General features: G+C 73.4%; 12 protein-coding genes. 8 read left to right on the top strand and 4 right to left on the bottom strand.

The genetic code is table 11. The features are described 5' to 3' along the window. Window positions 1-7: 7 nt before the first annotated feature. Window positions 8-577, top strand: a complete 570-nt coding sequence (locus tag Q6350_RS07540) for an NUDIX hydrolase family protein (RefSeq protein ID WP_171247531.1) — start codon at window positions 8-10, stop codon at window positions 575-577. A gap of 27 nt (window positions 578-604) precedes the next feature. Here the strand turns inward: Q6350_RS07540 and Q6350_RS07535 are convergent, their stop codons facing one another. Next, window positions 605-2,230, bottom strand: a complete 1,626-nt coding sequence (locus tag Q6350_RS07535) for an ABC-F family ATP-binding cassette domain-containing protein (protein WP_305065877.1) — start codon at window positions 2,228-2,230, stop codon at window positions 605-607. Window positions 2,231-2,379: 149 nt separating this feature from the next. Here Q6350_RS07535 and Q6350_RS07530 point away from each other — a divergent pair, with 149 nt between their 5' ends. Further along, complete coding sequence (locus Q6350_RS07530) at window positions 2,380-3,324, top strand: ABC transporter ATP-binding protein (protein WP_305065876.1); 945 nt, start codon at window positions 2,380-2,382, stop codon at window positions 3,322-3,324. Next, a complete protein-coding gene (locus Q6350_RS07525) occupies window positions 3,321-4,958 on the top strand; it encodes an ABC transporter permease (protein ID WP_304607273.1) in 1,638 nt (545 codons plus the stop codon). Before Q6350_RS07530 ends, Q6350_RS07525 begins: the two co-directional genes overlap by 4 nt. Window positions 4,959-5,034: 76 nt before the next feature. On the opposite strand, the gene Q6350_RS07520 is transcribed toward Q6350_RS07525, so the two are convergent. From Q6350_RS07520 to Q6350_RS07510, 3 genes are all read right to left on the bottom strand, one after another. Continuing rightward, entirely contained in the window at window positions 5,035-5,547 is a 513-nt protein-coding gene (locus Q6350_RS07520; protein WP_304607272.1) for a DUF1697 domain-containing protein, read from the bottom strand. Window positions 5,548-5,730: 183 nt separating this feature from the next. After that, window positions 5,731-7,407: a sodium:solute symporter family protein gene (locus tag Q6350_RS07515; protein ID WP_305065875.1), complete on the bottom strand. Its 1,677-nt coding sequence runs from the start codon at window positions 7,405-7,407 to the stop codon at window positions 5,731-5,733. Beyond that, a complete protein-coding gene (locus tag Q6350_RS07510; RefSeq protein ID WP_171247526.1) occupies window positions 7,404-7,727 on the bottom strand; it encodes a DUF4212 domain-containing protein in 324 nt (107 codons plus the stop codon). Before Q6350_RS07510 ends, Q6350_RS07515 begins: the two co-directional genes overlap by 4 nt. A gap of 275 nt (window positions 7,728-8,002) precedes the next feature. Here Q6350_RS07510 and Q6350_RS07505 point away from each other — a divergent pair, with 275 nt between their 5' ends. From Q6350_RS07505 to Q6350_RS07485, 5 genes are all read left to right on the top strand, one after another. Continuing rightward, the gene (locus Q6350_RS07505; protein ID WP_246246648.1) at window positions 8,003-8,464 is read left to right on the top strand and encodes a hypothetical protein; all 462 of its coding nucleotides are present in this window, start codon (window positions 8,003-8,005) and stop codon (window positions 8,462-8,464) included. Between the two features lie 62 nt (window positions 8,465-8,526). Beyond that, window positions 8,527-8,856, top strand: a complete 330-nt coding sequence (locus tag Q6350_RS07500; protein WP_171247525.1) for a hypothetical protein — start codon at window positions 8,527-8,529, stop codon at window positions 8,854-8,856. Further along, window positions 8,853-10,547, top strand: coding sequence for a cation acetate symporter (locus Q6350_RS07495; RefSeq protein ID WP_304607271.1), 1,695 nt, complete (start codon window positions 8,853-8,855; stop codon window positions 10,545-10,547). Before Q6350_RS07500 ends, Q6350_RS07495 begins: the two co-directional genes overlap by 4 nt. Continuing rightward, complete coding sequence (locus Q6350_RS07490) at window positions 10,534-11,868, top strand: histidine kinase (RefSeq protein WP_304607270.1); 1,335 nt, start codon at window positions 10,534-10,536, stop codon at window positions 11,866-11,868. The genes Q6350_RS07495 and Q6350_RS07490 overlap by 14 nt, the downstream gene beginning before the upstream one ends. Window positions 11,869-11,873: 5 nt before the next feature. Next, window positions 11,874-12,665, top strand: coding sequence for a LytTR family DNA-binding domain-containing protein (locus tag Q6350_RS07485; RefSeq protein ID WP_305065874.1), 792 nt, complete (start codon window positions 11,874-11,876; stop codon window positions 12,663-12,665). Window positions 12,666-12,669 lie beyond the last annotated feature (4 nt).

Genomic DNA, 12,669 nt, shown 5'->3' with positions numbered 1-12,669 from the left:
ACGAGGGGTGACCGACACCGCCGAGTTCCCGCCGGACGACGACAACGGGCCCGAGTCCGCCCCCACCGGCTGGCTGACGCCCGAGGACCTCGCCGCCGTGCGCGCGCAGCTGCCCCTGGTGTACGTCGACGCCGTCCCGGTACGCGTCGACGACTCGGGAGACGTCGTGGCCGTCGGGCTGCTGCTGCGCGCCAGCCCGCTGGGCAACATGACCCGCGCTCTGGTCACCGGACGGGTGCTGTACCACGAGCGGGTGCGCGACGCCCTACTGCGACACATCGAGAAGGACCTCGGGCCCGTCGCGCTGCCGCGCGTGCCGGCCTCGCCGCAGCCGTTCACGGTCGCCGAGTACTTCCCCACCCCCGGGATCACCCCGTTCCACGACCCCCGCCAGCACGCCATCTCACTGGCCTACGTCGTGCCCGTCACCGGGGACTGCCGACCCCAGCAGAACGCCCTGGACCTCGCCTGGCTCACGCCCGAGGAGGCGTGCAGCGACACCGTGCAGGCCGAGATGGTCAACGGCCAGGGCACCCTGGTGCGCCAGGCGATGGCGCACGTCGGACGTCTCGACTGACCCGGCCCGGGAGCGGGCGGCCCGCCGTCAGCCGAGGTCGAGGACCGGCCAGCCGGCCAGGTCCGCGCGCATCCGCCGGTCGTGGGTGGCCACGACGACGGCCGCCGGGGTGCGCTGCAGCGCCGGCGTCAGGGCGTCGACCAGGTCGACGGACAGGTGGTTCGTGGGCTCGTCGAGCACGAGCAGGTGCGGGGCGTGCAGCAGCGCCAGCGCCAGGTCCAGACGGCGCTGCTGTCCCACGCTGAGCTCGGTCACCGGCCGGTCCAGCTCGTCCTCCGTGAGCAGCCCCAGCGCCGCGACGGGCACCACGTGGTCCGGGTCGAGCTCGCCGCGGTCCAGGAGCGTCAGCGCCTCGGCCGCGTAGGTGTCGAAGCCGCTCCGCGCGCCGTCGGGCACCCGCCCCTCCTGCGCGACGGTGCCGAGACGCACCCCCGGCCGCAGCGTGCGGGTACCGCGGGCCAGCGTGCCCGTCCCGGTCAGCGCCGACAGCACGGTGGACTTGCCCGTGCCGTTGGGCCCCACGACGAGGAGCCGGCCCGACGGCGGGATCGCCAGCCGCGTCCCGGGCAGGTCGAGCATCAGGCCGCCGTCCGGGGCCACGACCCGGGGCGAGCGCAGCTCGACCAGCGGGTCGCCGGGGTCCCAGCCCGGCGACATCGCCGGCAGGTCCGGGAAGGCCAGCTCCAGCGGCGGGGGCGGGACGTCGAGCGCCTCGGCCTCCAGCTTCTCCACGAGGCGGTCGGCCGCCTTGACGTGGATGCGGGCTCGCGTCCCGCGGCGGTGCTTCTGGGAACCCTTGGGCGGGCGCCACTCGTCGGAGAGTCCCTCGTAGGACCTGTCCCGGCGGAGCCACAGCGTGGCGGCGCGTTCCTGCTCCGCCCGGTAGCGCTGCTGCCAGCGGGCGAGCATCTGCGCCTTGCCGAACCGGTAGGCGTGGTAGCCGGGCTGCCCGTACAGCACGGGCCGGCCGTCCATCGAGGGGTCGAGGTCGTAGACGGCGGTCACGACGTCGTCCAGCAGCTGCCGGTCGTGCGTGACCAGGACGACGCCGCCGCGCCACGTCCGCAGCTGCTCGGTCAGGTAGTCGACGCCGGAGTCGTCGAGGTGGTTGGTGGGCTCGTCCAGCAGCAGCAGGTCGGCCCGTTCGGCGAGCCGGCACGCCAGCCGGACGCGGTAGCGCTGCCCGACCGACAGCGTGTCGAGCCGGCGGGCGTGGTCGCGGGCGGCACCCAGCCGGGTCAGTGCCTCGTCGACGCGGCGGTCGGCGTCCCACGCCGCGAGGTGCTCGACCCGGCCCAGCAGCTCCCCCAGCGCGCGCAGGTCGCCACGGTCGTGGTCGAAGGCCTCGGCGGCCCGCTGCAGGTCGGTGGCGAGCGCCCGCAGGTCGGCGAGGGTGCCGGCGACGAGGTCGCCGACGGTGCGGCCCGCCGCCTCCGTGAGCTCCTGGGTCACCAGCGCCACCGACCCGTGCCGCTGGAGTCGTCCGCCCTGGAGCGGCAAGGTGCCCGCGAGCAGGTGCAGCAGCGTGGACTTGCCGGACCCGTTCTCCCCTACGACGCCCAGGCGCACGCCGTCGGAGACGCGCAGGTCCACGCCCCGGAGCACGGGGTGCTCCGGGTAGGCGTAGGAGAGGTCGGACGCGACGAGCTGCACCGGACCAGCCTAGGCACGTCGACGTGGGCACCCGACCGCTGGGCGGCCCGGCGACCGCTCGCAGGTCGGCGATGCGAGTGTCCCGGTGATGGAGTGTGCTGTGGTCAGGCCGCCGTGTCCGGCGGCAGGCACCCGAGAGGACCCAGCACATGAGCGGATCGGACCCGGTGATCGAGGTCGTCGGGCTGACCAAGTCCTACGGCAGGTTCCCGGCGCTGCGGGGACTGGACCTGCAGGTGGAGCGGGGCCAGGTGCACGGATTCCTGGGCCCGAACGGGGCCGGGAAGTCCACGACGATCCGGGTGCTGCTGGGCCTGCTGAAGGCGGACGGCGGCACCGTCCGGATGCTGGGGCAGGACCCGTGGTCGGACGTCGTCGCGCTGCACCGCCGCCTCGCCTACGTGCCCGGCGACGTGTCGCTGTGGCCGGGCATGACCGGCGGTGAGGCGATCGACCTGCTCGGCTCGATGCGGGGCGGCCTGGACGAGACGCGGCGCGCCGACCTGGTCGAGCGGTTCGAGCTGGACCCGACCAAGCGGGGCCGGCAGTACTCGAAGGGCAACCGGCAGAAGGTCGCGATCGTCGCGGCCCTGGCCTCGGACGTCGAGCTGCTGATCCTCGACGAACCCACCAGCGGCCTGGACCCGTTGATGGAGGCCGTGTTCCAGGAGGTCATCGGCGAGGCCGGGCAGCGCGGGGCGACCGTGCTGCTGTCCAGCCACATCATGGCCGAGGTCGAGACGCTGGCCGACCGGCTCAGCATCATCCGCGAGGGACGGATCGTGCAGACCGGCACCCTCAAGGAGCTGCGCGGTGACGTGCGCACGACCGTGCGCGCGGTGCTCGAACGGGCTCCCGCGATCGACGAGCTGTCCTCGCTGCACGACGTCCACCTGGACGGCGACCGGCTCACGGCGACGGTGGAGTCCACCCGGATCGGCGAGGCGATGACCTTGCTCACCGACTACGGTCTGGTCTCGCTCACCGTCGAGCCGCCGTCGCTCGAGAGCCTGTTCCTGCGCCTGTACGAGGACGAGCAGGCGTCCGCCCCGACCGGGACGACGACCAGCGGCGAGACCGGGACCGCACCGTGAGCACGACGGCCACGGCCCACCACCCGGCGCACGCACAGCCCCGGGGCGGCCACCTGACCGGCACCGCTCCGCTGCTGCGCACGTCGCTGCGGCACGACGGGCGGCTGCTCGCCCCGTGGATCGCGATCGCCACCCTCTTGTCCGCCTCGTCGGTGCTGGTCTACCCCTGGGTGTTCCCCACCCAGCAGAGCCGTGAGGGTCTGGCGGCCGCGGTGGGGTCCAACCCCGCTCTCGGCCTGATCTTCGGCCCGGCCTACGACCTGTCCACCGCGGACGGTTTCAACGCCTGGCGCGCCCTGGCCCTCGGCGGCTTCCTGTCCGCCCTCGGTGCGATCTTCGCGGTGATCCGGGCCACCCGGGCCCAGGAGGACTCCGGCCAGGCCGAGCTGCTCGCGTCCGGCGTGCTGGGGCGCGGCAGCCGGCTGCTGACGGGCGCCGCGATGGCGTTGATCGGCTCCCTCGTGCTGGGCGTGGTCGCCGCTCTGGTCACCGTGCTGTGCGGCGGCGGGTGGGAGGCCACGCTGCTGCTGGGTGCCACCTTCACCGCGACCGGCTGGATGTTCACCGGCGTCGCCGCGGTGACCGCCCAGCTCGGCGCCGACGCCCGCACCGCCAGCTCGATGGCCGTGGGCACCCTCGGGGTGCTGTTCGTGCTGCGCGGTTTCGCCTACTCCGTCGACGCCCCGGGGTGGACCTCCTGGGTCAATCCCCTGTCGTGGATGACCGAGACGCGTCCCGCCAGCGGGAACACCTGGTGGCCGCTGGCGCTCGCCGTCGCCCTGACCCTGGTGCTGCTCGCCGTCGCGTTCACCCTCCAGGCCCGTCGCGACTTCGGCCAGGGCACGATCACCCCCGGCCCCGGCCCGGCCCGCGGGAAGGACACCACGGCCTGGCGCCTGGCCGTGCGGCTCAACCGCGGCCCCCTCGTCACCTGGGCCCTGGCGTCCCTCATGCTCGGCGTCGTCTTCGGCTACCTCGCCACCTCGATCACGGACATCTTCGGCGCGGACCCGGCCGTGCAGCAGATCCTCGCCGCCGGCGCCACGAGCCCCGACGAGCTCACCTCGGCGTTCGTCGTTACGATCCTCAGCCTGGTCGGCATCATTGCCGCCGTCCCCGGTGTGCAGATCATGCTCAAGGTCCGCAGCGAGGAGACCGTCGACCGCGTCGAGCCGATCCTGGCCACCGCCGTCTCACGGACCCGCTACTACGCACGTCACGTGCTCCTCGCCCTGGGGGCGTCGAGTCTGTACGTCCTGGTCGCGGGGGCGGTCATCGGATGGCTCGCCGGCACCGCCGACATCGGCGTCGGCGTCGGCGACGTCCTACGCCAGGCCGTGGCCACCGTGCCCGCCGTCTGGACGGTCGTCGCGGTGTCCGTCGCCGTCGTCGGCGCCCGGCCGGCCGTCGCCCTCGTCGCCTGGGTCGGCGTCCTCGTCTCGTTCCTCCTCACCCTGCTCGGCCCGACGTTCGGCCTCGACGACTGGGTGCTCGGCATCAGCCCCTTCTGGCACGTCCCGGACGTCAGCGCCGCGGACGTCGACCTCACGGGGCTGGCCTGGATCAGCCTGGTCACCGTGGGGTTCCTCCTCGTCGGGTTCGTCGGCTTCCGCCGGCGGGACCTGGCCCGGTGACCGCCCGCGCCGAGGTTCCGGCGGCGCCACGATCCGCCCGTCCGCGCGACGCCGACCTGGACGCCGCGTCCCGGGGTCAGCCGCCGAACCGCTCCACGAGCCCGGCCAGGGTCGGCACACCGCGCGACGTGGCGCGCCGGGCCCCGGCCGCCTCCAGGGCCGGTGTCCCGTTGCTCTGCCGGTCGCGGTCGTTCTGCACGACCGCCCAGCCCGGTCCGCGGTCGACGACCGCGCACCGGCGGCGTCCCGCCTCGTGGGCCAGGACGTCGTCGGCGATCACCGTGGTGCCCGGGAACAGCGTCAGCTCGCAGCGGTGAGCGTCCGGTCCGGCGTGCCGGTCCACGACCTGCTCGAGGAACGCGAGGGGCCGCACCAGGACCAGGTCGTGATAGGAGGTGCGCACGGCCAGCGCGGTCAGGACGTCGTCCACCACGGCGTCGGGGTCGTCGCCCGCGAAGACCACCGTGCCGTTCGACCGGTACGGCTCGGCCACGGCGGCGCCGGCCTCGGCGAAGACCGCCCGCAGGTCGGCCGTCGTGGGCTGCGAACGCTGACCCTGGTTGAGATTCCGGAAGAAGGCCACGTGCACGCACCCATCCTGCCTGAGCGGTCCGCTCTGACCCGACGCGTCCGGGCCCGGACCCCACGCGGGGTCCGGGCCCGGACGTCGAGCACGGGGACGACGTCCCCTCGCGCGGTCGTCAGACCGGAAGCGGAGGGCGCGCAGCGCCCGTGAGCGCGACCGCGCGAGGGGACGTCATCCCGTGCACCACTACTCGGTCTCCGCCACGGGGGACGTCACCCGGCGCGCCGGGTACCGCAGCTCCTCGACCATCTCCTGCACGTGCTCCGTCGGTGGCGTCGTCAGCTGCGAGACGACGACCGTGACGACCACGTTCACCAGCGCGCCCAGCGCGCCGATGCCCTCCGGCGAGATGCCGAACAGGAACTCGTGCGACGACGTCCCGAACACCTCGAGGGTGTAGAGCATGTACGCCCCGGTGAACGCCAGGCCGGAGATCATGCCGGACGCCGCCCCGACGGCGTTGGCGCGCTTCCAGAAGATCCCCAGCACGAGGATCGGGAAGAACGTCGACGCCGCCAGCCCGAAGGCGAAGGCGACCACCTGGGCCACGTACGCCGGCGGGTTGATGCCGCCGTAGATCGCCACCAGCACCGCGGCACCCATCGCGATCCGCCCCACGAGCAGGCGGCGCGAGTCCGACGTCGGCTTCTTCACGACCCGGAAGTACAGGTCGTGCGACACCGAGGAGGAGATGACGAGCAGCAGACCGGCCGCCGTCGACATCGCGGCGGCCAGGCCACCGGCCGCGACCAGCCCGACGATCGGTGCCGGCAGCCCGGCGATCTCCGGGGTGGCCAGCACCAGGATGTCGTTGTTGACGACGAGGTCCGCCCCCGAGGCGGGGTCGTTGCTCAACGTCGTGATCGTCGACGCGGAGTCGGAGACGGTCACCAGCCCCGTGGCGGCCCAGTTGTTCACCCAGGCCGGCAGGGCGTCCACCGCCACCCCGTTCACCGACTGCATGAGGTTCAGCTTGGTGAACGCCCCCACGGCCGGGGCCGTGGTGTACAGCAGGCCGATGAACACCAACGCCCACAGCGCGCTGAACCGGGCACCGCGCACCGACTTCGTGGTGTAGAAGCGGATGATGACGTGCGGCAGACCCGCGGTGCCGATCATCAGCGACAGGGTCACCAGGAACACGTCGAGCTGGGGCCGCACGGCGAACGCCTCGGTGTACTGCTCGAGGCCGAACTCCTGGCTCAGCGCGTTCAGCTCGTCGAGGATCTGCCCGAACGTCACCTGCGGCACCGGGAAACCGGTCATCTTCTGCGCGATCGTCCACGCCGGGATGAGGTAGGCGACGATCATCACCGTGTACTGGGCGACCTGGGTCCAGGTGATGCCCTTCATCCCGCCCAGCACCGCGTACAGGAAGATGACGCCCGCGGCCACGGCCACGCCGCCCTCGATCGTGAGGTTGAGGAACCGGCTGAACACGATGCCGCCGCCGCGCATCTGTCCCACCACGTAGGTGAAGGACACGATGATCGCGGCCACCGCCGCGATGAGCCGCACGTACTCCGAGTACCGGTCCCCGACGAACTCGGGGACGGTGAACTTGCCCCACTTGCGCAGGTACGGGGCGAGCAGCAGCGCCAGCAGCACGTAGCCGCCCGTCCAGCCCATGAGGTAGACGGAACCGTCCGACCCCAGGAAGGCGATGAGGCCCGCCATGGAGATGAACGACGCCGCGGACATCCAGTCGGCGGCGACGGCGGCACCGTTCGCCACGGCGGGGATGCCCTGGCCCGCGACGTAGAAGCCCTTGGTCTCGCGGACGCGGCTGCGCCACGCGATGGTCAGGTAGGTCCCGAAGGACAGACCCACGAAGACGAGGGTCCAGATCTGGATGTCGCTCACAGCCGCCGGCCCTCCTCGTCACGCTCGGCCACGCCGTACTCGTCGTCGAGCCTGTCCATGCGCAGCGTGTACACGAGGATCAGGACGATGAACGTGTAGATCGAGCCCTGCTGGGCGAACCACAGCCCCAGGGGGAAGCCGAAGACCTCGATCGTGTTGAGCTGCTCGATGAACAGGATCCCGCACACGAACGAGACCAGGAACCAGATGCTGAGCAGCACGATCATCAGCCGCAGGTTCTTCTTCCAGTACTCCTGGCGCCACCCGTTGTCGGGCGGTGGCCCGGGATCCGGCGAGCTGCCTCGCTCGGTGTCGACCATCGGACGCTCCCTTCGTCGCGTTCCCCCGGACGTCGTCGTCCGGGGCACGTCCGTCCTCGTACGCACCCGAGCGAAGCGCAGCGGTGACCGCGGTCACAAGACCTTCACACCCCGGCGGCAGGGTCCGTCCCGCGAACGGTCGGCAGACGGCGCCCACCGGTCGCCCCCGCGCGACCGCACCGCTCGGGCGGCCCGACCGACCGCCCGCGGGACGAACCGTGCCGCTCACCGACTCCCGGGCTCCCTCCCGCCGTCCGGGACCTACAGTCGGACCCATGGCCTCGACGACGAGCACCTCCCTGGGCAACCTGCTGCGCGCCGGCGGACGCACGCCGGCCCGACGGACCCGGGTCTTCCACCCGGGCAGTCTGGGCATGCTGCTCGGGGCGCTCGCCGTGATCGTCGGCAGCCTCCTGCCCTGGGTCATCACCCCGGTCGGCACCCTGAGCGGCACCGCCGGCCCCGGGCTGTGGACGCTGTGCGCAGGGTTCGTCGCCGTGGCCGGCGCGGTGATCCCGCGCCGCTGGGTCGCGATCTCCCACAGCCTCGTCGCCGGCACCTCCGTGGCCTTCGTGGTGGGCTGGCAGCTCGTGCGGCTCGGCGAGGTCAGCGCGGCCACGGACTCCTGGGGCCAGGCCATGCCCGGCATCGGCCTGGTCATGGCGGCCGGTGGTGCCGTCGTGCTGCTCGCCACGGGTGTCCGGGTGCTGCGCTCCCCCGCCGTCGCCGCGTCATGACCCGGCGGGGCGCCCCGTCCGGCTCTTCCCCGCCGGCCCGGCGCTCCGTACAGTGCTCGGTCATGGACGACGACGTCGGCACGCGGGACACGCCCGCCGAGGTGGATGCGACCTTCCGCACCCTGCGACGCGTCGCCGTCGGCTACTTCGTCGTGTTCCTGCTCGGCGTCGCGGCCTTCCCGGTGCTGACGCTGACCCTCGACTGGTGGTCGCAGGCACGCCTCGTCGGCGGCATGAGCCCGGGCTTCCTCGTCGCCGCCTTCGGGCTGTACGGCTTCTTCGCCGTGCTGGGGATCGCGGCCGCCCGGCTGTCCTCGGCCGTGGAGCACCGGATGCTGGGCGAGGCCGCCCAGCCCGCGGACGACACCGTGGACGAGGAGGACGCCCGGTGACGCTGGCCAGCGGTCTGACGCTGACCGTCGTCCTGGCCCTCGTGTCGGTGGTCGCGCTGGTGATGCGCCCTCGCGGGACGTCGACCGTCGACTTCTACCTCGCCGGGCAGCGCGTGGGCGTGGCGACGAACGCGTGGGCGATCTGCGGCGACTACTTCTCCGCCGCGTCGTTCCTGGGCGTGGCCGCCGCGGTGTACGCCACGGGCCTGGACGGCGCCTGGTACGCCGTGGGCTTCGCCGCCGGGTTCGTCCCGGTGCTGCTGTTCGTCGCCGCCCCGCTGCGCCGGTTCGGCGAGTTCTCCATCCCGGACTTCCTCGGCCGGCGGCTCGGCTCGGAGCGGGTGCGGCTCGTCGCGGTCGGCGTGGTCCAGCTCGTGATCCTGTCCTACCTGGTCCCGCAGACGGTCGGGTCCGGCATCACCTGGGAGCTGCTGGTCGGTCAGGGCGTGGCCGGGCTGAGCCCGTACGCCACCGGCATCGTGGTGTCCACGGCGGTGGTGGCCGCCCTCGTCTCGTTCGGGGGCATGCGGGGCACCACGTGGACGCAGGCGGTGCAGTTCCTGCTGCTGCTCGGGGCGCTGCTGTGGCTCGCCGCGACCGTGATCGGCGAGGGCTTCCACTACGGCGACGCCGTGGAGCAGATCTCCACGGCGCCGCTGGGGAACCCGGCGCCGGACGGCGGGCTGGCCACGGAGCCCAACGCCCTGCACCCGGGCGAACCCGCGGTGTTCGGCGAACCGGGTGCCCGCTACGACGTGCTGGGCCAGATCGCGCTCATGGTCACGCTCGCGATGGGCACCGCCGGGCTGCCGCACGTGATGAACCGGTACTTCACCTCCCCCACCGGCAGCGCCGCCCGCACCACCACCGTGTGGGTGCTGTGCCTGGCCGGGGTGTTCTACGCCGTGGCGGTCATGCTGGGCACCGCGGCCCGCGAGATCGTCCCTGGCGCCGTGGCCGACAACCCGTGGCTCGACGAGCTCACCGTGGACGGCGTGCTGACGGTCCCCGAGCACGCGCTGCCGGTGCTGGGCCGGATCTACGGCGGCGACGCGGGGCTCGGCGTCGTCGCGGCCGGTGCCCTCATCGCGGTGCTGTCGACCATCGCCGGTCTGCTGCTCGCCGCGGCCGCGTCCTGGGGCCACGACGTCTACGAACGCCACCTCAACCCCCGCGCCACCCAGCGGCAGGCCGTGCGCGCCGGGCGCATCACCACCCTGGTGACCGCCGGCACGGCGGCCGGGATCGGGCTGGTGCTGCGGCCCGAGGCCTTCGCCGCCTCGACCCCCTCGATCGTGGCCACGATGGTCACGTGGGCGTTCGCGGTGGCCGGCTCCGCGCTGACCCCCGTGTTCCTGCTGTCGATCTGGTGGCGCCGCACCACGGCGGTCGGCGCCGTCGCCGGGATGACCACCGGCGTCGTGGTCGTGATCGCGATGCTGACCGCCGGGACGGTCGCCGACGGCTCCCCGTGGCCCGACCTGCTGCTCGCCCCGACCCTGCTGGCCGCACCGCTGACCACCGTGGTGACCGTCGTCGTCTCCCGGTCCACCGCGCCGCCGCCCGACGTCGAGCGGTCGTGGCTGATCATGCACGGCACGGCAGCCGACCGGCACACGCAGGCGCTGGCCCGGCTCGTCCTCGCCGAGTCGCGCCGACGGCGCCGGGAGGTGCGACGTGCGCGGCGGTAGCTGGCTGCTGGCGGCGGTGCTCGTGGCGGCCTGGGGGCTGGTGTACCTGGTCACCCAGGTGCTGGTCACGCCCCCGCTCGGAGTGCTCGCGACGATGGTCGCCGGTCTCGTGGTGAGCACCGTCGTCGTCCTGGGCTACCCGTCGGCCCTGCGCGGGCCGCGGTCCGGGTCCGGCACCCGCACGCGGGCCTGGCGCCCGGGGGCCCGGCCGCAGGACCCCCGCGGCCTGCGCGACGGTCTGACGATCGCCGCGGCGGGCCGGTCCGTCCCGCTGCGCAACGGGCTGACCCGGGACGCGGCCCGGCGCACCGCCCAGCTCATCCGGCCGCTGCTCGGCGGGGACTCGATCGCCATCACCGACACCGAGCAGGTGCTCGCGTTCGTCGGCCCGGGCAGCGACCACCACAAGGTCGGCCAGGCGATGCAGACCCGCGTCTCCCGGCTCGCGCTCGGCAAGGGCCGCACCGTCGTCGTGCACGCCCGCGAAGGCATCGGCTGCCCCGAGCCCGGCTGCCCCCTGCGCACCGCCGTGGTCGCCCCGCTGGCGGTCGCCGACCGGATCGTCGGCACCCTGAAGGTCTACCGCACCCAGGACGAGCCGGCCCCGCGGGTGCTCGTGGACGACATGGCCTCCATGCTGTCGCTGCACCTGGAGCTGGCCGAGATGGACCGCGAGCGCCACCTCGCCTCCGACGCCCAGCTCGACGCCCTGCGGGCGCAGATCAACCCGCACTTCTTGTTCAACATCCTCAACACCATCGCCTCCAAGTCCCGCACGGACCCGGACGAGGCCCGTCAGCTCCTGCTGCGGCTGAGCGACTTCTTCCGCTACGCCGTCCGCCAGGACGGGCACTTCGCGGAGTTCAGCCAGGAGTACTTCTTCGTGCGCACCTACGTGTCGCTGGAGCAGGCGCGGTTCGGCGACCGGCTGCGGGTGCGCTACGACATCGACCCGCAGGTGCTGACCTCGCGCGTGCCGGTGCTGGTCATCCAGCCGCTGGTCGAGAACGCCGTCAAGCACGGGATCGCCGACTCCGTCTCGGGCGGCACGGTGCACCTGCGGGCGCGCGTGGACCCGCTGACCCGCACGACCTCGATCCGGGTCAGCGACGACGGCGTCGGCATGCCGCCGGAGACGCTGGAACGTCTCCTGGCCGGCCGGCGACCCGACCCCGCGGCGTCGGGCGCGCACCACTCCGGGGTGGGCATGTGGAACATCTCCCAGCGCCTCGACGCGTTGTTCGGGGACCGGTACTCGTTCGACGTCGCCTCGCGGCCGGGCAAGGGCACGACCGTCGACCTGCGGATCCCGCTAAGGTGACGCCCGTGCGACCGAAGGCGCTGATCGTGGACGACGAGGCCCCCGCCCGGGCCGAGCTGCGCTACCTGCTCGAGGAGGTCGGCCAGGTCCAGGTCGTCGGTGAGGCCACCAACGGCGAGGAGGCCCTGCTGCTGCTGGGCTCCCTCGACTACGACCTCGTGCTGCTGGACGTGCGGATGCCCGGCGGCTCCGGGCTCGACGTCGCCGCCGCCCTGCGGGACCGTCCCCGCCCGCCCAAGGTCATCTTCACCACCGCGTACCCGGACCACGCCGTGGACGCCTTCGACCTCGCGGCCGTGGACTACCTGCTCAAGCCGTTCGACGCCGACCGGCTGCAGCGTGCCCTGGAGCGCGCCCTGCGCACCGACGGCGGAGGCACCGCGGAGCCGGCCGCCGACCGGGGCGACGACAGCGCGACGAGCCCGCCGCCCGGTCCGCGCCCGCCGTCGGGCGGCGAGGCCGACACCCTCGTGCGCATCCCCGTGCACCGCGACGGCCGCACCGTCCTGGTCGACGGTGCCTCGATCGTGTACGCCAGCGCGGCCCGCGGGTACTCCTACCTCAAGCTCGCCGACGAGCGGCTGCTGGTCACGATGTCGCTCAACGAGCTGGAGCGACGCCTGCGCGGACACTTCTTCCGGGCCCACCGGTCCTACCTGGTCAACCTCGACCACGTGCGCGAGCTCGTCCCGGACTTCCAGGGCTCTCTCGTGGTCGTCATGGACGACCGGCAGCGGTCCCGGGTCGAGGTCTCGCGGCGTCACGCCCGCGAGCTGCGGCGACGGTTCGGCATGTGACGCG

Origin of the sequence: Isoptericola sp. b515 (genome assembly GCF_030588125.1) — a bacterium.
GTDB lineage: Bacteria > Actinomycetota > Actinomycetes > Actinomycetales > Cellulomonadaceae > Isoptericola > Isoptericola sediminis.
Note: the sequence above shows the minus strand (reverse complement) of the source record. Positions and strands in the feature narration are given on the sequence as shown.

Bases quoted from the DNA above. Each gene is read 5' to 3' on its own strand.
- Q6350_RS07510 (WP_171247526.1), bottom strand. From the start codon at position 7,727: ATGGTCGACACCGAGCGAGGCAGCTCGCCGGATCCCGGGCCACCGCCC.
- Q6350_RS07505 (WP_246246648.1), top strand. From the start codon at position 8,003: ATGGCCTCGACGACGAGCACCTCCCTGGGCAACCTGCTGCGCGCCGGC.
- Q6350_RS07500 (WP_171247525.1), top strand. From the start codon at position 8,527: ATGGACGACGACGTCGGCACGCGGGACACGCCCGCCGAGGTGGATGCG.
- Q6350_RS07530 (WP_305065876.1), top strand. From the start codon at position 2,380: ATGAGCGGATCGGACCCGGTGATCGAGGTCGTCGGGCTGACCAAGTCC.